This is a genomic window from Halogeometricum limi (assembly GCF_900115785.1).
Lineage (GTDB): Archaea > Halobacteriota > Halobacteria > Halobacteriales > Haloferacaceae > Halogeometricum > Halogeometricum limi.
Genome location: NZ_FOYS01000001.1, coordinates 707,985 through 728,152, shown reverse-complemented (window position 1 = coordinate 728,152; position 20,168 = coordinate 707,985). Strand labels below are relative to the sequence as shown.

Below are 20,168 nucleotides of genomic sequence, written 5' to 3'. Positions count from 1 at the left end.
ATCTCGGTATCTCATCCTGGTTGGCAAGTAGGCATATCCTGGGGTTCTTGTCCTGTTCGTCTATATCCCCTTATTCGTCGCCGTCGTCTGAAACAACTGGGAGGGTCACAAGCCCATTCTAACAGTTGTTCAACCGTGAAGTTGAACTTCGATCACTGAGTCCTGCTGAGTACACCTCTGTACGTAACACCGAGTGCCGGAAAGTCACGTGATCGACGCTTCCTCCTCTATTCAGCGCGGGTGCTGAAACCTATCATCGTTTGAGGATTTCAACAAGGCCGAGCATTGTTATTTCCAATGTCCCCATAATCGTCACTCGCAGTTGTAGCCCCCTGCCCCTCCATTAGGTCCGATATACCCCTCAACAATAACGAGGTCATCGTCGCAATCAGCGGTCACGATAGTATGAATTCGTTCATCATCTCGAATCACGATTACTACCGTGTCATAACTCTTGAATTCAGTTATGTTAGTCAGCTTCTCTGCCGTTGGTGGAACAGAATACCGCTCGTGGAGACGTGATTGATTTTGTGGGAATTTAACGGACACAACACTTCTATCGTCACCAGCAAGATCGGTGACAGTCAGTCCACCGTCCGTTGATAATGTATCCTTCATTCCGTTCCGCCTTGTTATTGACAGCTCTGGATCAATCGGAGGCGACTCAATCACGTAGATCTCGAATGTGTATGTAGCTGTTGCTGAATTGTTTGCAATGACAGTAACTGGACCTTCCTGACCTGATGAGCTATCGAATGGATTCGCTGTACATCCAGCAATCATGATTGTACACACAATTGCAATACAAATTAACACATGTCGTGAATTCAACTCCGATAAAAAACAATTCATGCCTATTCAAATCAGTGATGGGACAAAAGGCGATGGGAAAGCGTTTCTTACGTTAGATTCTGAGAGAGCCGTACCCTCACTTACATACGTCATTGCTGGATGCTCTCCTTTACCCGACTTAAATGCATTCGCGTACTTTAGCGGAGCGAAGGTACTGAATGGTGTTCGGTCGGGATATTGAGATTCAACAGCGAACTTGTCAAATGCAGAGTTCTTTCCGTCTCGCGTCCACTCAATTCCTTCACGGAAGGGTGGAGCGTCTCTACGAGTATCTCCAACGTAGAGAGCGTGTGCTGGATAGATACATAAATGAACTGAGTATAGATGCATCAAGAGCACCGGTTACAATCCATATGACGTTCAGGACCACATCAGTCGCTCAGCGATCGAACATCAACTTAAGAACTTAACTATACCGGTGCCTCCTCGTTTTCTAATTAACAACCTGGTTTCGTGATACGCTAATCGCACAGTGATTCTGTAGCTATTCCATTAGAGTAAGCGATAAGTCCAAAGGCTAGTAGACTTTCATCATCGCACGTTGCACTTGAGTACTGGACAATCTGATTTTCATCGTTGTATACAACGACGAGAATGACAACCCCAATGGGGAGGTCAGTAATGTTACTTTCTACTGATTCTCCGCTATTTACTGTGAAGTTGCCGTGGTGTCGGCCGGAATCGGGGCGTACCTCTGTGAAATGGTGGCCTTCACTTGGTCTTGAAGTAGTGACACCGCCTAAAGTTACTGACTCCGAATACGACTTCCCATCACTCTCTCTTACAGACACGTTTGTTGAGTGATCAGTAACGAAGACCTCAAACGTGTATGGAGAGGACGCAGTATTATTCGCATAAAAAGCAACTGGCTCATTCTGCTTTGATGGGGTATCTGAAGCAAAAGAAATACAGCCTGCAGTAGAAACAATACAAGAGATTAGTAACACCTTCAATATCGTCCTCATTATCACACATCAATTAAAATAAGCAACAAAATAAATTCTTTGGCGTAAAGAGATTCAACTAGATACCGGAAGGGAACAAGGGTTGAGACTTTGCATTTGCAACCGTGGATGCTCTAAATATGGTCCCATTGTCGGTGAACGTGCCGACTGGATGACTTCCTTTGCCTTTGAACATCTTCTGTCGGTATAAGAAAGATCCACTTCTATCGAATGGTGTCAACCCAACTGTGTTTCCCTCGAAGGCAAAGTCCTCAAATGCAGCGTGCTTACCGTTTCGTCTGACCCATTCTATCCCTTCACGGAATGGGTTTCCATCCTCTCGTGTTTCATCGACATAGAGGTCATGAGCGGGATATTTACTAGCATCCCAGAGTCGGACGACTTTGGCACCGTCGGCCATATAAATGATGTCCGTGAACGTATAGAATGTCGTCACATGGATCATAAATGCGGAGTCCGCGAGTGGCGCGATAATCGCTCCTCCCGGCGTGAGAGCAAATAGTTCCTTAAGTGTGTACCCTCTTTTCTTCGCCGTTGTAAGATACCGATCACTGCCGCCATAGATAGATGATGCACGAATGCCATCAACAGAATTCCCATCAGAATCGGGAATACTAATTTTCTTTTTGGCAGTGAACGGTCCTTTTACATTAGATGTAAGTGCGTTCTCAGATCCGTCAAAATTCAATCCGGGGACATCCCGGAATGGATTGAATTTTTCGCCCTCGAGGGTGATCTTTGCCTGTTTGCTTTTTCCGAACGAGACTGCCCAGTCGTTGTTCGCAATGCTTCGACCATTCGGTGAGTCGAATCCAACTTCGATAGCAGAATTTATTCGCCAATTTGGGAACGATTTACCGTTGTACTCATCTGGGTATTTCTTTCCAAGTGCGCTGCTCAAACTTTGTGGCCGTGCCGTTCTGAAATCGCCATGGAACCAGTCGTCGAATACGTTCGGAATCGCACTATTACTCGGCGTGCCATTCTCGTTGTATCCGAGAATAGAGGTGACAGAGTTGACCTTCTCGTAGTTGTCGTAAGTACTCTGTAAGCTCATTGGCCGTCCTCCTCCCAGTAGAACGTTTCTCCATCAATCGTCTCCTCAATGTCGCCATTGCTGAGTAACTCGATTCGGTAAGGCACCTCCGTCTCATCGTAGTAGTTGTAAACGCCGGTTTGTACCATGTCTGTCTGTGATTGAATCTCTTGATCAAGCATCGGTCCATGCGCTCGGATGAGGTCTCTGTGCTTTTGGGAGATTTTCGCCCGAGTCAGCTGTGTCGAGTCATCAACAAGTCGTATATTGTCGATAAGTACACTTCCGTTGTAGGTGAAACCAGACGACGGCGGATGATCCTCTGGATACCAAACAATTTGGAGACTTTCAGCAGCAGCCAATTTCTCGGCAGAGAGGTTGCTCAGGTCCCACGCAAGTGTTTTTCCAAGAGCCTGCGCGACGATCTGTTCTTCTGATTCTTCCACACCACCAGATGCGTAGTGAGTATATCGGAATTTGAACGTAACCGGAGAATCAGAGTTCTCTACTTCGACTGGCACGACATCTGCTAACAAGTACGGATACGACTCTAGATCGGCATTCTGAATCCGAACCTCGTTTTCGAGTACTGGTTGAGGATCATCGTTCACCGTCACCTCGATTGCCGTCGCCCCGTTCGTAATCGCTGCGGGCGTGTTGTCTAATCGAGTAAGCGTGTTGTTCGCCGTGGTGAACCAACTGTTCTCACCGACCTCGAAATTCCCCACCAACGGAGAACTCCCTTGAACCTCGTCGAAGTAGACCGTCGCACCAGTATTCGCTTCACGCCCGAACAGACCGATTCCACCCTCGCTCCACGTCGAATCCTTCGCAGAGAGCTGCGTGATCTGGGTTCCGTCCTCCTCGAACAGCGTGACAGTATGCGCCCCATCGACGCGCCAGTCGATGACTAGTCGATACCACTCGTCGTCCACCAATCCGATGTCGAAGTTCTTTTCGAGTTCGTACGTTCCCGAGAGGTCTCTCTTCTTGAGGACGATCTGATCCGCATCCGGCTTGATGACGACGTAGTAGTACTCCTGATCGGAGAACTCCACGTACGTCTGAAGGCCATAGGCGACGATTGCCGCGTTCGCTCCCGGTGTCCACCGCACTCGAACCGAGAACGTATCTCCGGCCTGTGGATACTGTGGAAGGCCGGACTGGCTTACGAGGTCGGTGCTCGCCCCGTCGATTTCGAGCGCACCCGCGCCAGCGGCGGTTGGACTGGAGGTAATCGTGGCTGACTCCTGGCGATACTGTGTGTACTCGTCGAGCGTCCCGTCTTCGAAGTCGTCGATGACACCCAGCGTACGAACAGGCTCGTTCGGAGCGTAGTCGACGACCGCTTCGTCGAAGTAAACCGTCGCTCCGGAGTTGTGTTCTCGACCGAAGAATCCGACTCCCCCGTCGCTCCACTCCGAGTCAGATCCGACTAATTGTGTGACCTGCTGTGAGGACTCGTCGAAGAGAGTAACCGTGTGTTCCGTCCGTCTCCCATTTCACTTCGATCCTGTACCACGTATCTGGTGAGAGAGATACACCGAACTCTTTGTCCATCGCCGAAGTTCCGTTGAGCGTGGTCTTTTTCAGTACTACTTTGTCTGAATCGGGGCGAATAGTAACGTCGTAGTATTCGGTGTCAGCGTACTCGACGTAGGTTTGGATACCGTATGCGAAAATCACTGCGTGCGCACCAGCAGTCCACCGGACTCTGACTGAGAACGTATCTCCGCGACTCGGATACGCGTCCAGCCCAGACCGACTCACACAATCAGTGGCCACGCCGTCGATTTTGAGCGCGCCTGAACCGCTGAACGTGGGATTCGAGGTGCTCGTGGCAACTCCGTCTCTGTAAAACGTGTACTCACTGAAATCCGAGTCATCGAAGTTGTCGATATCTAGTCCAGTAGCGGCTGCAGCCGGTTGTGACAGCGCTGTACTCCCCCCGCCGACCGCACCCATCGCGAGGCCAGTCGTCCCGAGGAGCCTCAGAACTGACCGGCGACCCATCTGAGTTGATGCAGTCGTGTCGGAATATCTTTCCATCCAAAAAAAAAATTCAGTATTTCCTATAATATAACTACCGGAGAATTTTGTGGTTTTCAGAATAGAGTACTTCGAGTCAAGAACCGACGTTACAGCAGTTTCCAAGCAGATTGATGTATCGAAAGCCGTGGTTTTAGCTACTGTGTGGGGTTTCAAGACGGGATATTTCCTCCTGTATGCTCGTCATTTTCATCCCCAATGACCAGAGGATTGAAGAGACTGTGTAAGGAATTCTTACGTAGAACACCAATGAGCACGGACGAACCCGAGGTGACCACGGTTACCTCGAAAGGACAGATCACGATTCCGAGTCGCCTCCGCAAACAGTTCGGCCTCGAAAAGGGCACGAAACTAATGGTCGTCCCTACAGAGTACGGCCTCGTCCTGAAGAAGCTTGAACTCCCCTCCGTACAGGAGTTCCAGCAGCGTGTCGAAGAGAGGTCAGATGAACTCGACCTCTCGATCGGCGAGATCGATCAGCTAGTCCACGACGCTCGTGCCGAGGAATGAGGGCCGTACTCGATACGAACGTTCTCATTTCGAGCGTTCTCTCGACCGGCGTTCCGCACGAGATCGTTGTCAAGGGATTCGAGGGCGAGTACGAAATCGTCGTCTCCGTCGAGACGCTCACCGAGTTTCGGAGAACGCTTCTCAAGTATCCCGAGCGGTTTCATTTAGAAGAGAACGAGGTTCAGAAGGAGGTTGAGACGATTCGCTATTTCGCCGAGTTTGTCGATCCCGAGGAGGAAGTTCGTGCAGTCGAGGACGATCCTGACGACGACAAGTTTCTGGAAGCGGCCATCGCGGGTGATGTCGACTACATTGTCTCTGGAGACAAGCATCTCTTAGATCTCGATTCTTTCAGAGGTATCCCGATTGTCGAGCCACGCACGTTCTACGAACGGCTCACCGAGTAGCCACTCTCCGCCGTTTCGGATGTGATGGCTCACCGGATAAGACATGGGTGCAGACCGAGCCGAGCGTATGCATTGAGAACCACGGTCTCAACTATTCATACCGCAGAACGCTGATTCACGCCTTAGTCGGAGGGTCACAGTCAGACCAGCCTATCGTATGCATTGAGAACCGCAGTCTCAACTACTGGACCGATGGAGGAACCACTCTCGGAGTTCGACCGGCGGAAGTTCGACAGCCGTCCGGACGAGACGTTCTACGACTCGCCGCGGTTCGTCACCCACGCCGACGAGGGATTCCTCGACCGTCTGAGGACGTTGTACGAGTCGGAGCTATCACCCGGCGACCGCGTGTTCGACGCGATGAGCAGTTGGGTGTCGCACCTTCCCGACACCGCGTTCGACGGCGTCGTCGGGCATGGACTGAACGCCGACGAACTCGACCGCAACGACCGACTGGACGAGTGGTTCGTCCAGGACCTCAACGTGAACCAGTCGCTCCCCCTCTCGGACGGCTCGTTCGACGCCGTCCTCTGTGCGCTGTCGGTCCAGTACCTCCAGTACCCCGCGGCGGTGTTCCGCGAGTTCGCCCGCGTCCTCGCGGACGACGGCGTCCTCGTGGTCAGTTTCACGAACCGGATGTTTCCGACGAAGGCGGTTCGCGCGTGGCGCGCGGCGTCGATGGACGAGCGCGCCGAATTGGTGACCGAGTACGTCGCGTCGACGGGCGCGTTCGAGTCGGTCCGCGTCGTCCGCGACCGACCGCAGACGGACCCGTTCTACGCGGTGGTGGCGCGGGCGCGGTGAGCAGAGTCTCGGACGTCGACCGGCGGTCGACCCCGGCGTGTCAGGGACGTGCTACTTTATCGTATCACGAGCGGTATAGTTCTCGGAGGAACACCGATGAGCACACGGGTACCAGACGAAGGGTCGGAACCGCGCGGAGACGCTGTTGACCACGCCGACGGAGTGTCGCGACGAGTCGCGTTGGGCCTCTTCGGCCTCGGCGCGCTGGGAATCGCGGCCAGTTCGTCGGCTCACGCCGCCCCGGACGAACGGTGTTTCAGCGTCACCGACGGTCGAATCGAGGGACGGATACTCCCGTCGGGGATAGAGACGGAGGGGACGCTGACCGGCGCGGGACCGTTCAACGGTTCGACGGCGCTCTCGATAGCGCAGCTTGCGCCGTCGGCCGGGCTGACCGGGAGTCCGGTACCGCCGACGACGCTCTCCTACACGGGGACGTTCGAGATAACCACGAAGCGGGGGACGTTGACCCTCGAAGACGTGGGTATCTTCGACGCCGACCTGACGACGGACGGCGAGTTCACCAGCCGAGGACGTGTGGTCGGCGGAACCGGACGGTGGGAGGACGCGCGCGGAGTCCTGTTCTTCTACGGAGACGCCGCGGCGGACCAGACGTTCACCGCGAGGGTCAACGGTACCGTCTGCGTCCCGAAGTGACGGTCGGCGCTCCGGACTGTTCGACGGCCTTCCACCCGGCCGCTCGTCGCGGTCGAACCTCCTCAGCCGAGTAGCCCCAACAGCCCCAGCACCCACCGCCCGACTTCCGAGGCGGCGAACAGGGCTCCTTCCGGTCGCGAGAGCTTCCGACCCGTCCACAGCGCCGCGACCATCACCACCACGATGACGGTCAGCCACGCGACGCTCTCCAGGGCGACGGCACCGAACGAGAGCGGCCGAACGACGGACGCAATGCCCAAGATGCCGAGCATGTTGAACACGTTACTTCCGACGACGTTGCCGACGGAGACGCCGATTCGTCCCTGCCGCATCGCCACCAGCGAGACGGCGAACTCCGGCGTTGAGGTGCCCGCCGCGACGATGGTCGCGCCGATGACGGAGTCCGAAATCCCGGCCGCCCGCGCCAGCGTCGAGGCCGCCCCGACCATCAGGTCGCCGCTGACGAGGACGACGACGAGGCCGACGACCAGCAGTACCGCGTCGCGACCGCGGAACGTCACCCGTTCGGTCAACTGCGTCGAGATGCCCGGCGTGTCGGGAGCCGAATCGTCGGGACCGGCACCGGTTCGGAGCAGATACCCGGTGTAGGCGACGAACAGGACGACGAGGACGGCACCTTCGACCCGAGAAATCGTCAGATCGAGCATCACTGCCGCCCCGACGAGCGTACTCGCAACTAAGACGACACCGTCGCGGTGGACCAACGACCGTTCGATCGGGATAACGCGAACCAGCGAGACGACGCCGAGGATGAACGCGAGGTTGTAGATGTTCGACCCGACGACGTTACCGACCGCGATCGCCCCCAATCCCGCCAGTGCCGCGTCGGTGGTGACGACCAGTTCCGGCGTGGAAGTGCCGGCGGCGACGATGGTGAGGCCGATAGTGAGTTCCGAGAGGCCCAGTCGACGGGCCAACCGAACCACGCTGTCGACGAGGAGACGAGCACCGACCCACAGTCCCGCGACTGTCGCGACGAGAACACCGAGTTGGACGGCGGTTCCACTGCTTACCATGATACTCTGTGCCCGGTTGGTGTGCGGCCGGCGTTATAAATTCAGGTCTGTTACAGTTCCGAGTCAGAGACGGCGGCCGACTGCACGCTGTCGGCTCCGTCCATCTCCCCGTCCAGCCGAACCCGAAGAACGGCCTCCTCCGAACCCGTCGGAGTATCTACTGAGGTCCCCACGACGTCGCCCCGACTGGACGAGAGGGACGCCTCGCGCGGGCGAGAGTCGGACAAACTGGCTTTACGAGCAGTCGGCGGGCAGGAACGAATCTGAGCCACTCTTCGGAGTACTACGGGGAGATAGCGGCACTGGTCTTATACGAACGGCGAGAGAAGCTGCGGCCGATGTCATCAGATATCGGTACCGGCGACCCGTCGGTGTCCGCCACAGAGGACGGTAGCGAACGGGCACCGAACACGCTGTTCAACGCGCTCATCGGCGCGGCGGTCGCCGTCGTCCTCGGGTTCGTCCCTTTCTCACCACTGCTCGGAGGCGGGGTCGCCGGCTATCTCGAGGGCGGTGACACCCGGTCAGGTGCACGAATCGGAGCGGTCTCGGGAGTGTTAGCGGCCATCCCGTTCACTCTTCTGGCGGGAGTCGCGCTCGCGCTCTTCGTCATCGTACCCGAAGGCGGTGCCGTCGGTCTCTTGGTCGGGGTCGTGGCAGTCGTTCTCGTGATCACGTTCTACTCGGTCGCACTGAGCACCCTCGGCGGCGTCCTCGGCGCTTACATCGAGCGCGAAGTGTAGCCGCGCTCGTCCGCGACACGACGGCGCGCTACTCGTCTCTGAGGAACGAGTCGTCGCCGCGTCTCTCGCGCAACGCGGCGAACCGCTCGTGCTGGCGTCGAATCTCCGGCGTCTGCGTCGCGAACGCGTACTCGAACATCGAATCGGGGTCCGCCTCGGCCGCCTCCATCCGCTCGACCGCGTCCGAGAGCGTCTCCGTAATCTCGGCGTCAATTTCCTGCACTCGGTCGTCGTCGAGTCGCCCCGTCTCGCGGAGGAACGCCTCGAACCGGTCGATGGGGTCCTGCTCGCGCCACTCGTCGACCTCCGCTTCGTCGCGGTACGCCGACGGGTCGTCGGCCGTCGTGTGCGCGCCGTACCGGTACTGGACCGCCTCGATGAGCGTCGGACGGGGGTCGTCGCCGTCGCTGTCGTGTGCGCGCTCTCGGGCCGCCTCCGTCACGACGTACGTCGCCAGCGGGTCCATCCCGTCCACTTGCACCCCGTCGAACCCGTAGGCCACCGCCTTCTGCGCGATGGTCGCGGACGCCGTCTGCCGGTCTCGCGGCGTCGAAATCGCCCACTGGTTGTTGTTGCAGACGAACAGCGCCGGCACGTCGTACACGCCGGCGAAGTTGAGCGCCTCGTGGAAGTCGCCCTCCGACGTCGCCCCGTCGCCGAAGTGCGCCACGACGACCCGCGAGTCGTCTCGGAGTTTCGTCGCCATCGCCATCCCGACGACGTGCGGGAGATGGTCGCCGATGGTGATGTTGAGCGGGAAGATGTTCCGGTCCGCGAGCGCCTCCTGTCCCTCCTCGTGGCCCGCCCAGTAACGGAGGTACTCCCAGGCGAACTCGCGCGCGACGACGGCACCGTGTTCGCGATACTGGTAGGAGACGACGTCTTCGTCCGAGAGCGCGTACATCGACCCGATCTGCGAGCCTTCCTGCCCGGCGAGCGACGAGTAGGTGCCCATCCGACCCTGTCGCTGGAGGCTAATCATCCGCTCGTCGAACCGCCGACAGAAGCGCATGTCGCGGTACATCGACACGAACGTCTCGTCGTCGAGGTTCGGGAGGAGGTCTGGTTCGACGACGGTGCCGTCGGGGTCGAGCACTCGTAGTCGGTCGTCGGGTTCCCGCGATAGCACGCTCTCTGTCGAAGCCATCAGTGTGCGTCGTTCGGTAACGAGGGCAATGAAACGTCGGGTGTGACCGTGCCTCGCACTGAATTTTGAGATGCGTTCGACCTGTATCCGAGCGCCGTCGCCCGGTTATCGACTTCGATACTCTTCGGGTCAGCCGTTCTGGACGTTTCAGCTGAAGTATTTTTGTTCGGAGACTACGAGCGGGAATCAGACCGTTACGGGCCTCGAAACCGGCAGACAGCGACACGCTCCGAGAGAATCTATCGCGTATCTTGATTCTCAATATTTATAAAACAAAACGGGGCAACTCACGCGCAATGTCGTGTGACGTGTCGTCGGTGGATACCGATGAGTAGGACGACGCCGGGAGCCGGGAAGTCGACGGCGGTTCCGCCGCCACTCCCGCCGGACGACGGAGACGCGTGGTACGCCCCTGACGTTCGTGCGCAGTACGAAATCGTCCCGGGCGTCGTCGCCACCGTCCGCGACGACGACGGCGTCGGGTTCCGGTACGACGTCCGCGAACCCGGCCTCGGACCCGAATCGGAGTCGGCGCTCGCGGCGGTCGAAGCGCACTTCTCGGCGGTGAACCGCCGGCGGCCACTGACGAGAGAAGGGACCGCGGAACGGGCCGCAGAGGGCGTCCCGCCGAAGTACCGCCGAGTGTTCGACCGCCTGTTGGACGTGTCGCCGTCGGCGCGGCGGCGCATCGAGTACTACGCGCTCTGCGAGTTGCGCCTGCTCGGCGAGGTGACACCGTTGGCGCTCGACGACCGAATCGACGTGGTCGACGTGAGCGGAGACGACGGAGACGAAACCGGAACGCTCGTCGTCCACACGGAGAACTACGCGCCCGCGACGACAACGTACCGGACCGACGCCCAGTTCGCAGACCGCGTGGCGGGCGAACGCCTCCGTCACTACACCGTGTCGTTCTGCGGGTTCGACGTCGACGTGGTCCTGCACCGCGACCACTTGCTCGGCGACGACCGCTTCACGACGAAGTACGCCGTCCTCGAACCCGACCTCCTCCCGGGCGACGACGAACTCATCGCCGAGTGCAAAGAGCGAATCTGGGAGGCGAACGCCGGGGAAGTCGTCGACGACCGGCGGACGTTCGTCCACGAACGCGCCCGGCAGTTTCTCTCGCGTCGCCTGACGGCCAGAAACACTCGCGCGTGGGTCGAAGCGACCCGGTACCGCGTCCGAACCGCCCTCGCGGAGTACGGCCTCACGCTCCCGCCGGTCGACAGGCGGTTCGCCGAGGACCGACTGGACGACCTGGTGTACTACGTGCTCCGCGACTACGTGGGCGAGGGCGTCCTCACGGTCCCCATCCGCGACCCGAACCTCGAGGACGTGGAGGCGAACCGCGTCGGCGAACGGGTGAAGGTCATCCCGCGTGCGGGAGCGACGGACGGCCACGCCGTCGGCGGCGTGCGCGTCCCGACGAACCTCGCGTTCGAAGACGAGACGAGTTTCGTCAACGTCGTCACGCAGTTGGCCGCCGCCGACGGCGTCGAACTGAACGCCTCTCGCCCCTCGGCGAAGGTGAACCTCCGGCCCGAGGGCGTCGAGGAGACGATTCGGTGCGCCGTCGCCCTGCCCGTCATCTCAGAGGGCGGTCCGCACGTCTCCATCCGCAAGCAGTCCGCGGACCCGATGACTCCGACCGACCTCGTCCGCCTCGACGCACTCCCGGTCGAGTTGGTCGCGCTGCTCTGGATGCTGTACGAACACCACCGCGTCGTGCTCTTCTCCGGGCCGACGGGCGTGGGGAAGACGACACTGATGAACGCGCACATGCCGTTCATCCCGTACGACCACCGCCCCGTCAGCATCGACGAAGGCTCCCGCGAGGTCCGCCTCCCCCACGAGACGGGCATCTCGTTGACGACGCGCGACCACGAGTCCGAGTTCAAGCGCGTCTCGATGGCCGACCTGATGACCGAGGCGAACTACCTCAACCCCGATGTAGAGGTCATCGCCGAGGTGAACACGCCCGCGTCGTTCGAGACGTTCGCCGAAGTGCTGAACACCGGTCACGGCGTCATCGGGACGACCCACGCCGAAGACGTGGAGACGCTGGTGAACCGCGTCGTCGAACAGGGCCTCCCCGCGTACCTCCTCCGCGAACTCGACCTTGTGGTGTTCCCACACCGCGTCGACGGCCGGCGGTACGTCGCCGAAGTCGTCGAACTCGTCGACGAGGCGGGCTACGACGCCCTGCCGCCGACGGCGCGGAAGGGGTCCATCGAGAAGGGGGGACAGACGCTCTACTGGAACACGGTGCTGTGGCGCGAGACGGACGGGTCGTTCTCGGTCGCACACGACCATCCGCAACTCGGCGACGAGCACCACCGTCTCTCGCACCGCGTGTTCCACCGCCTCGCGTCGGCGACCGATAGAGACGTCGAGACGGTCGAAGCCGAGTTCCTCCGAAAGCGGGGCTACGTCGAGTATCTCGTCCGCGAGGACGTCTCGAACTTCGACACCCTGTTCGGATTCCTCTCAGACCTCCGGACGGACGAAGCGGCGACGGTCGAACGCGTCCGCCGGAAGATGGCCGAACGGGAGAGAGACGATGCGTGAACTGCGATGGAGCGGACGGCACCGCCGTCGTCTCGTCCCCGGACTTCGACGGCGTTCGCGGCCGTTCGCAGTCGACAGAGGGGTGCGGCGGTGACCGAAACAGTCTCGCGTTCGACGGCCGCCCGAGACGACTCGCTCTCGCCGCTCGACCGCGTGCTGTACGCGCTGTTCGCTCGCCACGCCGACGCGAGACGGCACGAACGCGCCCGGCGAGCGTACCGAGGAACGGACCTCAGAGTGGGGTTCGACCTCTACCTCGCCCGCGTGTACGGCGCGTCGTGGCTGGCCGCGTTCACCCTCGCGCTTCCGCTCCCGTTCGTCGTGCTCGCACTCCCGACGACGACGATAGACGGGTGGGTCGCGTTCGCGGAGTCGGTCGTGCCCCTCGCGGAGTCGCTCCCGGTGCCGCCGGTGCCGCGACTGGTCGTCGGCGTCGTCGCCGCGGGAGTCGCCGGTATCGGCGTCAAACGGGCCGTCATCGTCCTCGGCGGTCGGTACCTCCGGTGGGTCGCCGCCGCACGACAAGCGAACATCGACCGGACGTTACCGGGCGCGGTCCGGTACCTGCACGTCCTCGCCTCCGGAAGCGACGGCCGTCGGGAGATGCTCCGTCGCGTCGCCGACACCGACGCCTACGGCGAGACGGCGGTGTCTCTCAGGAAGGCGCTCAACACCGCCGCGATGACCGGCAACGTGAACGAGGGCCTCCGACGCGTCGCCCGCGACACGCCCGCGCAGAACACGCTCGCGCCGTTCCTCTTGAAGTTCAGAGAGCACGCAGACCAGGGGTCGGACGCCCTGCGAAACTACCTCCAGATGGAGAGTCGGATGCTCGGCCACCAGCAGGAACGCGCCCGCCGACGCGCCGAGGGCTTTCTCGAACTCCTCGCGGAGATATTCATCGTCCTCCTCGTCCTCCCCGCTCTGCTCGTCATCATCCTCACGGTGATGAGCGTCATCGCACCCGGCCTGTCGACACCGGTTCCGACGCCCGTCGGGACGACGACGCTCCGCGGTCTCATCGTCTACGCCAGCGGTGCGTTCATCCTCGCCGTCGGCCTCGGCGCGGCGTCGCTGGTTGCGACCATCCGCCCACCCGACCAGACGGTCGCCTACGACCGCCCGGAGACGACGCTCACCACATTCGCGACGGCGACGACGAACCCGGCGAGTGCGACACTCGGGTTCCTCCCCGCGGGCGTCCTCGCGGCCCTTCTCGCGGCTCTCGTCGGCGCGAACGTCGTCGACGTGGTCCTCGCGGGCTACGTCGCCTACGCCGTTCCCGTCGGCGTGGTGGCCGTCCGCCGCGCCCGCCTCGACGGCGCGAAAGACCGCGAACTGAAAGACTTCGTCCACGCCGTCTCCGGACACGTCAGCCTCGGGCGGCCGTTCCCCGAGGCCGTCGAACACGTCGCTCGCGACGTGGATTTGGGGCCGCTCTCCGGCGACGTCGCCGACTTGGCGCTCAACCTCCGCCTCACGACGCCGAACACCGGAACGGACGAGGACCTTCGGACCGCCGCACTCGACCGCTTCGTCCGGCACGTCGGGACGCCGATGGCCGAACAGACTATCGGCCTCGTCATCGGCGCACTGGACGCCGGAAGCGACACCGGCACCGTGTTCGAGACGCTCCAGTCGGAGGTCGGTCGCCTCTACCACGAGAAACGCGCCCTTCGCTCGGGGATGCTCGTGTACGTCGCCGTCGGGTGGACGACGGCGCTCCTCGTCGTCGGAATCACCGTCGCCACGGGCGGGCACGTCTTCGACGGGTTCGCGCAACTGTCGTCGATGTCGGACCTCTCCGGCGTCGCCATCGACCCCCAAGCCGTCGACTTGGAACGCGACCGCTACCGAATCTACGTGACGACGCAGGCGACGATGCTCGCCTCGGGGTGGTTCGCCGGAACCGCGAGCAGGGGCCGGTACGAGGCGCTCCTGCACTCCGGGCTCTTGGTCGCCGTCTGCCACGCCGTCTTCGCGGGGGTGGGGTTGATATGACCCGTTCGACCGGTCGCAGCGACCGAGGCCGAACCCCCGACCGTGACCGCGCGCAGTCGGCCGTCGTCGGCGTCGCCATCCTCCTCGGACTCACCGTCGTCGGCATCGGCGTTCTCACCGCCACGGCGGGGACCATCGTCCAAGAGGGAGCGTCGACGGCCGCGACGGTCCGCGTGGCCGACGGACTGGACGACGTCCTCGACACCGGAACGGTCTCCGAGACGACGTCGACGCTCCGTCTCACCGGCGGAACCCTCCGCGTCGCAAACCGGAGCGTCCGCGTCCTCAACGACTCCGGCGTGGTCTGGTCGTCGCACGCCGGCGCCCTGGTGTACGAGTCGGACAATCGACGCGTCGCGGCCGTCGCGGGCGCGGTGACGACCGGCGAGGGCGAGCGAAGCAGACTCGACGCCCCGCCGAGCGTCGCCCCCGCAAACGGGACGCTGTACGTCGGCGTGCCGGTACTGAACGCCTCCGGAACCGACGCCGTCTCCGCGCGGGGGACGACCGTTCCCGTGACACTCTCGACCGAACCGACGCACGCCCGGCAGACGCTCGAACCGAACCGCTACCGCGTGGCCGTCGAGACGGCGGCACCCGGCGCGTGGGAGCGACGGTTCCGGGAGCAGAACGCGACGACGTCCAGACGGGACTTCGACGGCGACGGAACGCCGAGCGTCGTCGCCGAGTACGCGGGCGTCCGGACGGTCCACCTCGTCTCGCACGACCTTCGACTCCGCGTGGAGGTGGGGACGTGAGCGACGACGCGAGGCGTTTGCGGCGGACGGGGCGGACAGGACGGACGCGACGGACGCGACGAGCGACCGCCGACCGCGGCCTCTCGCCGGTCGTCGGCAAGTCGCTCGAACTCGGCATCGTCGTGCTGTTCATCGCCCTCTTGACCACCTCGTTCTACGGGAGCATCGTCCCCGACTACCGAACGGCGGCCGCCGCCGAGGTCGGAGAACGGGCGCTCGTCGGCGCGGCAGAACGGGTCGAAAGCGCGGTTCCGGAACGAACGAGTCGTCTCGACAGACGAGTCGCCGTCTCGCTCCCGCCGACCGTCCGCGGCGACCCGTATCGAGTTCGCGCCGTCTCCAACGCGAGCGACGGAACGACCGCACTGGTGCTCGACCACCCCGACGCCGGCATCGGCGGACGGGTGACGCTGACGCTCCCGACACGTCCGGTGGACGTGAGCGGAACGTGGCGGAGTTCGAGCGAGTCGTGGGCGGTCGTCAGCGACGAGGGGTCCCGTCTCTCGGTCGAGTTGCAGAACGGAGGCCGGTCGTGACGCCGAATCCTCGGGCGGGCGTCGACAGGGCGCAGGCGAACCTCCTCGGCCTCGCCGCCGCGCTCGTCCTCCTCACGACGGTGGCGACGGGGAGCGTCGTCCTCGCGAACGTCGCACTCGCCGACGCCGACACCGACCCCGGCGCGCGCCACGCCGCCGAGGCGGTCGCGGACCGATTGGTCGCCGCCGACGCGAACCACACTCGGCGGGCGAACGCCGTCAGCGAGACGGAGATTCGTACGCTGGCGCTCACCGACGTGGAGCGTCTCGCACCGAGTGTCCGAGACCGAGACGTCCGCGTTCGGTTGGGCGACGACGTCCTCCTCGAACGCGGTGACCCCGACGGCCCGACCGTCCGCCGCCTCGTCCGCGTCGAACGATACGAGGAGCGCTCGGTCACGGTCGACCTCTCGGCTCGGCAGCGCGTGTCGCTCCCGAACCGCACGTCTGCGGTCGAACTCGACGTCACCACCAACGGAAGTACGACGCTCACCGTCGTCCGCACGAACGACCGCATCGTCCTTCGGGACCGGAGCGGTCTCACCGGAAGGTACGAGTTCCGGACCACGCGGCTCGAACCGCCGCAACTCTCGTTCACGCTGGACGACGGTATCGACGGACGCGCCGTCGTCCGGTGGACGGTCACGAACGCGACGGTCGAACCGTTGGAGGTGACCGTCGATGGCTGAGGACAGAGGGCAACTCGCCACGCCGATGGTCGAAGTGACCGTCGGAATATTCCTCGTCCTCGCCGTCTCGCTGGGGTTCGCGCTCGTTCCCGTGGAGACGGCGGAGACGGCGACGCTCGACCGAACCGCTGGAGACGCGCTCTCGGTGCTCGCCGCGGAGCCACCGGAGGGGAGCGGACCGAACAGACTCGCGGTCGCGTGTCGGTCCGCGTCGGCGTTCGACACCGAGGCGGATGCCATCGACCGGAGACTCGGCGCGGTTCTCCCGACACCACTGTCGTATCGGCTGACGACGGTCCACGGCGACGTGGGGACGCCGCGACCGTCCGGCGTCCCGACGGGGCGAGCGTCGCTGACGACGGACGACTGTACCGTCACGCTGTGGGTGTGGTACGTGTGAACCGAGACAGAGGACAGGTGGTCCTCCTCGCGGCCGTCGTCGTCGCTATCGCCCTCGTCCCGATGGCACTCGCGTACGCGCAACTCAGCTACGACGCCGGCGCCGAGGCACCCGGACCAGACGTCGACGACACGAGGCGGGCGCTCTCGGCGTCGTTCACCGACGCCGCGGCGCAGACGGACGGTGCGTATCTGTGGAGAGACAGAGAACGGGCGGTGTCGGCCGTCCGGACGGAACTCGCCTCGGACGTCGCGCGAGTGGAGAACGCCACCCTCGCCGCGGACCGGTCGCTCCGCGTCACCTACAACGGTTCGGAAGCCGCCGGGTGGGCCGCCCGGAACTGCCCCGGCGGTCGTGGACGCGTGTTCGGCCCGTGTCGCGTCGAGGACGGCGTCGTCGTCCAGCAACGCGGGAACGAGACGGCAGTCGTCGCCGCCGCGTTCGACCTCCGGGTCGTCGCCGCCGACGAACGGACGAACGCGACAGTCGTCGTGCGAGCGGTGTGACGGCGACGACTACGGCGACGGTCGGTCGCCGACTCGCCCGTAATCGACTCGCTCGAAACCGCCTCGTTCACAGCCCACTCACTCGACGACGACGCGAAGCGTCTTCTCCGAGTCGACCGCGCCCGTCGCTCCGTCGCGGAAGCCGACGCGTATCTCGCCGTCGACGGCGGCGTCGGCGGAGAGGGTATAGACGGCACCCATGGTGCCGTCCTCGTCGAGGGGGCGGCGTTCGACGACGGAGACGCCGTCGGGCGTCTCGACGAACGGTTCCAGCGACAGTTTCTCGGGGACGAGCGGTTCGGTCAAGGATTCGAGTTCGACCGGTTCGCCGACGGTGAGTCGGAGTTCGTCCGTGTCGGCGGCGCGCACGTGGGTCAGGGTCATCGCGTCGCGCCCCCGTCGGTCTCGGCGACGGGCGCGGGCGTGTCCACCATCTCGGGCGTCGCGGGTTCGACCGCGTGGTCGACTTCCGCGGCGGGGGCCATCTCCCGTTCGAGACGCTCGGCACCGTCGCCGAGACACCAGACGAGTTGCGTCCGCGCGGTCGAGTAGCGTTCGAGGAACCCGACGCCCTGCGAGACGACGTGCCACCAGAGGTCGGCGTACCGGCCGCCGCCCTGCGACCCGGTGTCGAGGTTGTACGTCCACGACGACGGGATGGAGACGTTCCGCTTGTACTGGCGGCGGCTACCGTTCCACCGGAGCACTTCCAGAGAGGAGACGTCGAGGCTGGTGTCGGTCTCGTCGACGTGGGCGAGGAGTTTGAACGGGCGGTTCGCCGTGGTCCGTCCGACGACGACGGCGTAGTCTAAGTCGGCGGCCGGAACCGCGGTCGAACTCAAGCGGGTCCGAGCGATGTCGCGCACGGAGAGGCCCGCGAGGTCGAATCCGATGCAGGCCATCGCGCCGTTTCGACACTCCAGATAGTGGACCCCGCGGCGGACCCCGTGCCACCAGAAGTCCGCGTCGGTTCTGGTCTCTCGGGCGCTGTCCACGTCGAACAGGTACGAACTGCGGACCACGAGCGAGTCGCGTTCGAGGTGGAGGCTCCCGTCGGGGTTGTAGACGCGGAGGTGACGGAGCGAGAGGTTCGGCCCCGCGTACGCCTCGGCGACGGCGTACCGGCCGGCCGAACTCCTCATGAACAGGACGGCGGCGCGCAGTTGCGCCCGGCTGATGCGGTCACTGCTGAACGGTGCCTGCGCGAGTTGTCGGGGGACGGGCGTCGCGGCGGACTCGGGGACGACTTCCTCGACGACGTAGCCGTACTTGAAGTTCGTCCGGATATAGTCGTAGTGGAGGTAGCCGTAGCCCTCGTGGCCCCATCCGGTCCCCCAACTGTTCTTCAGCACGAAGTACTGCTCCGTCCGGTTGTAGCCGACGAGGAGCATGGCGTGACCGCCGAGGCGGATGGGAGCGCCGGTGCCGTCGAAACGCGGGTCGAGGACGCCGTTGTTGTCCTTGTCGTCCCACCCCACCCACGTCCCGATGACCGGCGTGAAGCCCTGGTAAAGCAGTGCTTCGAGGTATCGGGTGTTGCGGATGCTCTCGCCGGTCAGACCGGCGTTGGTGACGATTTTGTACGCGTCCGCTTTGTAGCCGTACGTCTGGTCGGCGACTGCGCTCGTCGGCGGGCCGTAGGTGCCGTTGTCGACGAGCGTGTTTATCGTGCTCTGCGAGGCGACGTACGGCCAGTCGGACTCGGTGCAGACCCGACCGTCGGAGCGCGCTAAGAACGGCGCGGAGTCCGTCGTCCGGAGCCCTTTGTTCTCGTCGTGCGGGCGTTCGAGGAACTCGTTGAACTTGTAGTGGGTGTACTGCTCGGAGAGGTCCTCGGGGATGTGCTGGAACGACTCCAGCAACGCCATCGCGGCGTGTGAGACGCACGTCCCGCGCCCCCCTTGATGCTTGACGCTCGACTGGCGACTTCGCAGGTCGACCACCGGCGGGAGACCCGCCATCTCCGCGTCCATCGAGTCGTCGTCGACGTCGAGGATGGCGTTTCGGTCGAAGTACGCGTCGAGTCCGTTCATCTGCTCGTCGATGGGTTCGGCGGCCTTGCGGTCCGCCTCGGTCAACTCCGGGTTGTAGTCGAAATCGTCCGGCGAGATGAGGACGACGTCGGTGAACTCGTAGCCGCCGTCTTCCTCGTCCATCGGCATCTCGGGCGGGTCGGTCTGCGGTCCGGCGGGTTCGCTCGGCGCGTCGGCCATCTCGCCGTCGCCCGAGTCGGCGTCGAACAGGTCGTCGTGGGCCGGGGCGTGGGCGTCGGCGTCCGCGACCATCGCTTCGTCGACGTCGAGGGGACCGGCCATCGAGTCGTCGGACCGGACCATGATTCGATACGTGACAGTTCCGTCGTCGGACTCGGTGAACCGGGACGCCAGTTCGACGTCGCTCATCGTCTCACCGCTAGAGCGGAGGGCGGTGCGTTCTCTCTCGGATAGCGAGTCCCAGGATGGAGACATGGGTCACCGAACTGATGGTTTTGAGATGTGAT

At 62.7% G+C, this 20,168-nt stretch carries 21 protein-coding genes; 12 read left to right on the top strand and 9 right to left on the bottom strand.

The features are described 5' to 3' along the window. Nucleotides 1-312: 312 nt before the first annotated feature. From BM282_RS18115 to BM282_RS18100, 5 genes are all read right to left on the bottom strand, one after another. Nucleotides 313-783, bottom strand: coding sequence for a hypothetical protein (locus BM282_RS18115; RefSeq protein ID WP_139229685.1), 471 nt, complete (start codon nt 781-783; stop codon nt 313-315). A gap of 530 nt (nt 784-1,313) precedes the next feature. Beyond that, nucleotides 1,314-1,823: a hypothetical protein gene (locus tag BM282_RS18110; RefSeq protein ID WP_139229684.1), complete on the bottom strand. Its 510-nt coding sequence runs from the start codon at nt 1,821-1,823 to the stop codon at nt 1,314-1,316. 52 nt (nt 1,824-1,875) lie between these two features. Beyond that, nucleotides 1,876-2,874: a hypothetical protein gene (locus BM282_RS18105; RefSeq protein ID WP_139229683.1), complete on the bottom strand. Its 999-nt coding sequence runs from the start codon at nt 2,872-2,874 to the stop codon at nt 1,876-1,878. Beyond that, nucleotides 2,871-3,911, bottom strand: a complete 1,041-nt coding sequence (locus tag BM282_RS03805; RefSeq protein WP_139229682.1) for a hypothetical protein — start codon at nt 3,909-3,911, stop codon at nt 2,871-2,873. Before BM282_RS03805 ends, BM282_RS18105 begins: the two co-directional genes overlap by 4 nt. A gap of 367 nt (nt 3,912-4,278) precedes the next feature. After that, nucleotides 4,279-5,058, bottom strand: coding sequence for a hypothetical protein (locus BM282_RS18100; RefSeq protein ID WP_139229681.1), 780 nt, complete (start codon nt 5,056-5,058; stop codon nt 4,279-4,281). A gap of 93 nt (nt 5,059-5,151) precedes the next feature. On the opposite strand from BM282_RS18100, the gene BM282_RS03800 reads away from it, so the two are divergent. The 4 genes from BM282_RS03800 (at nt 5,152) to BM282_RS03785 (ending at nt 7,280) form a co-directional block, all read left to right on the top strand. Then, complete coding sequence (locus BM282_RS03800) at nt 5,152-5,412, top strand: AbrB/MazE/SpoVT family DNA-binding domain-containing protein (RefSeq protein ID WP_089876899.1); 261 nt, start codon at nt 5,152-5,154, stop codon at nt 5,410-5,412. Next, nucleotides 5,409-5,819, top strand: coding sequence for a putative toxin-antitoxin system toxin component, PIN family (locus tag BM282_RS03795; RefSeq protein WP_089876898.1), 411 nt, complete (start codon nt 5,409-5,411; stop codon nt 5,817-5,819). The genes BM282_RS03800 and BM282_RS03795 overlap by 4 nt, the downstream gene beginning before the upstream one ends. Nucleotides 5,820-6,011: 192 nt before the next feature. Further along, nucleotides 6,012-6,623, top strand: coding sequence for a class I SAM-dependent methyltransferase (locus BM282_RS03790; protein WP_089876896.1), 612 nt, complete (start codon nt 6,012-6,014; stop codon nt 6,621-6,623). Nucleotides 6,624-6,719: 96 nt separating this feature from the next. Beyond that, the gene (locus BM282_RS03785; protein WP_139229680.1) at nt 6,720-7,280 is read left to right on the top strand and encodes a hypothetical protein; all 561 of its coding nucleotides are present in this window, start codon (nt 6,720-6,722) and stop codon (nt 7,278-7,280) included. A gap of 62 nt (nt 7,281-7,342) precedes the next feature. Here BM282_RS03785 and BM282_RS03780 read toward each other — a convergent pair whose 3' ends face one another. Continuing rightward, nucleotides 7,343-8,317, bottom strand: coding sequence for a calcium/sodium antiporter (locus BM282_RS03780; RefSeq protein ID WP_089876893.1), 975 nt, complete (start codon nt 8,315-8,317; stop codon nt 7,343-7,345). 338 nt (nt 8,318-8,655) lie between these two features. Between BM282_RS03780 and BM282_RS03775 the strand changes: the two genes are divergently transcribed. Continuing rightward, the gene (locus BM282_RS03775) at nt 8,656-9,060 is read left to right on the top strand and encodes a DUF5518 domain-containing protein (protein ID WP_175501347.1); all 405 of its coding nucleotides are present in this window, start codon (nt 8,656-8,658) and stop codon (nt 9,058-9,060) included. A 28-nt stretch (nt 9,061-9,088) separates the two neighbouring features. Here BM282_RS03775 and pdhA read toward each other — a convergent pair whose 3' ends face one another. Then, complete coding sequence (gene pdhA, locus BM282_RS03770; RefSeq protein WP_089876889.1) at nt 9,089-10,207, bottom strand: pyruvate dehydrogenase (acetyl-transferring) E1 component subunit alpha; 1,119 nt, start codon at nt 10,205-10,207, stop codon at nt 9,089-9,091. Between the two features lie 327 nt (nt 10,208-10,534). On the opposite strand from pdhA, the gene BM282_RS03765 reads away from it, so the two are divergent. The 7 genes from BM282_RS03765 (at nt 10,535) to BM282_RS03735 (ending at nt 17,668) form a co-directional block, all read left to right on the top strand. Continuing rightward, nucleotides 10,535-12,778 carry a type II/IV secretion system ATPase subunit gene (locus BM282_RS03765; RefSeq protein WP_089876887.1) on the top strand — a complete coding sequence of 748 codons (2,244 nt, stop codon included), beginning with the start codon at nt 10,535-10,537 and terminating at the stop codon, nt 12,776-12,778. 90 nt (nt 12,779-12,868) lie between these two features. After that, the gene (locus tag BM282_RS03760; RefSeq protein WP_089877375.1) at nt 12,869-14,779 is read left to right on the top strand and encodes a type II secretion system F family protein; all 1,911 of its coding nucleotides are present in this window, start codon (nt 12,869-12,871) and stop codon (nt 14,777-14,779) included. Beyond that, nucleotides 14,776-15,537 carry a DUF7289 family protein gene (locus BM282_RS03755; RefSeq protein WP_089876885.1) on the top strand — a complete coding sequence of 254 codons (762 nt, stop codon included), beginning with the start codon at nt 14,776-14,778 and terminating at the stop codon, nt 15,535-15,537. The genes BM282_RS03760 and BM282_RS03755 overlap by 4 nt, the downstream gene beginning before the upstream one ends. Beyond that, entirely contained in the window at nt 15,534-16,073 is a 540-nt protein-coding gene (locus BM282_RS03750) for a DUF7266 family protein (protein WP_245758287.1), read from the top strand. Before BM282_RS03755 ends, BM282_RS03750 begins: the two co-directional genes overlap by 4 nt. Next, entirely contained in the window at nt 16,070-16,762 is a 693-nt protein-coding gene (locus tag BM282_RS03745; RefSeq protein WP_089876883.1) for a DUF7263 family protein, read from the top strand. Before BM282_RS03750 ends, BM282_RS03745 begins: the two co-directional genes overlap by 4 nt. Further along, nucleotides 16,755-17,162 carry a DUF7262 family protein gene (locus BM282_RS03740; RefSeq protein WP_089876882.1) on the top strand — a complete coding sequence of 136 codons (408 nt, stop codon included), beginning with the start codon at nt 16,755-16,757 and terminating at the stop codon, nt 17,160-17,162. Before BM282_RS03745 ends, BM282_RS03740 begins: the two co-directional genes overlap by 8 nt. Then, nucleotides 17,159-17,668, top strand: coding sequence for a DUF7261 family protein (locus BM282_RS03735; protein WP_245758286.1), 510 nt, complete (start codon nt 17,159-17,161; stop codon nt 17,666-17,668). The genes BM282_RS03740 and BM282_RS03735 overlap by 4 nt, the downstream gene beginning before the upstream one ends. Nucleotides 17,669-17,746: 78 nt before the next feature. On the opposite strand, the gene BM282_RS03730 is transcribed toward BM282_RS03735, so the two are convergent. Both BM282_RS03730 and BM282_RS03725 read right to left on the bottom strand, forming a co-directional pair. Then, entirely contained in the window at nt 17,747-18,052 is a 306-nt protein-coding gene (locus BM282_RS03730; RefSeq protein ID WP_089876881.1) for a hypothetical protein, read from the bottom strand. After that, nucleotides 18,049-20,136, bottom strand: coding sequence for a C1 family peptidase (locus BM282_RS03725; RefSeq protein ID WP_139229679.1), 2,088 nt, complete (start codon nt 20,134-20,136; stop codon nt 18,049-18,051). The genes BM282_RS03730 and BM282_RS03725 overlap by 4 nt, the downstream gene beginning before the upstream one ends. Nucleotides 20,137-20,168 lie beyond the last annotated feature (32 nt).

Bases quoted from the DNA above. Each gene is read 5' to 3' on its own strand.
- BM282_RS03755 (WP_089876885.1), top strand. From the start codon at position 14,776: ATGACCCGTTCGACCGGTCGCAGCGACCGAGGCCGAACCCCCGACCGT.
- BM282_RS03775 (WP_175501347.1), top strand. From the start codon at position 8,656: ATGTCATCAGATATCGGTACCGGCGACCCGTCGGTGTCCGCCACAGAG.
- BM282_RS18115 (WP_139229685.1), bottom strand. From the start codon at position 783: ATGATTGCTGGATGTACAGCGAATCCATTCGATAGCTCATCAGGTCAG.
- BM282_RS03730 (WP_089876881.1), bottom strand. From the start codon at position 18,052: ATGACCCTGACCCACGTGCGCGCCGCCGACACGGACGAACTCCGACTC.
- BM282_RS03740 (WP_089876882.1), top strand. From the start codon at position 16,755: ATGGCTGAGGACAGAGGGCAACTCGCCACGCCGATGGTCGAAGTGACC.
- pdhA (WP_089876889.1), bottom strand. From the start codon at position 10,207: ATGGCTTCGACAGAGAGCGTGCTATCGCGGGAACCCGACGACCGACTA.
- BM282_RS03800 (WP_089876899.1), top strand. From the start codon at position 5,152: ATGAGCACGGACGAACCCGAGGTGACCACGGTTACCTCGAAAGGACAG.
- BM282_RS03780 (WP_089876893.1), bottom strand. From the start codon at position 8,317: ATGGTAAGCAGTGGAACCGCCGTCCAACTCGGTGTTCTCGTCGCGACA.
- BM282_RS03785 (WP_139229680.1), top strand. From the start codon at position 6,720: ATGAGCACACGGGTACCAGACGAAGGGTCGGAACCGCGCGGAGACGCT.
- BM282_RS18105 (WP_139229683.1), bottom strand. From the start codon at position 2,874: ATGAGCTTACAGAGTACTTACGACAACTACGAGAAGGTCAACTCTGTC.
- BM282_RS03725 (WP_139229679.1), bottom strand. From the start codon at position 20,136: ATGTCTCCATCCTGGGACTCGCTATCCGAGAGAGAACGCACCGCCCTC.
- BM282_RS03765 (WP_089876887.1), top strand. From the start codon at position 10,535: ATGAGTAGGACGACGCCGGGAGCCGGGAAGTCGACGGCGGTTCCGCCG.
- BM282_RS03790 (WP_089876896.1), top strand. From the start codon at position 6,012: ATGGAGGAACCACTCTCGGAGTTCGACCGGCGGAAGTTCGACAGCCGT.
- BM282_RS03795 (WP_089876898.1), top strand. From the start codon at position 5,409: ATGAGGGCCGTACTCGATACGAACGTTCTCATTTCGAGCGTTCTCTCG.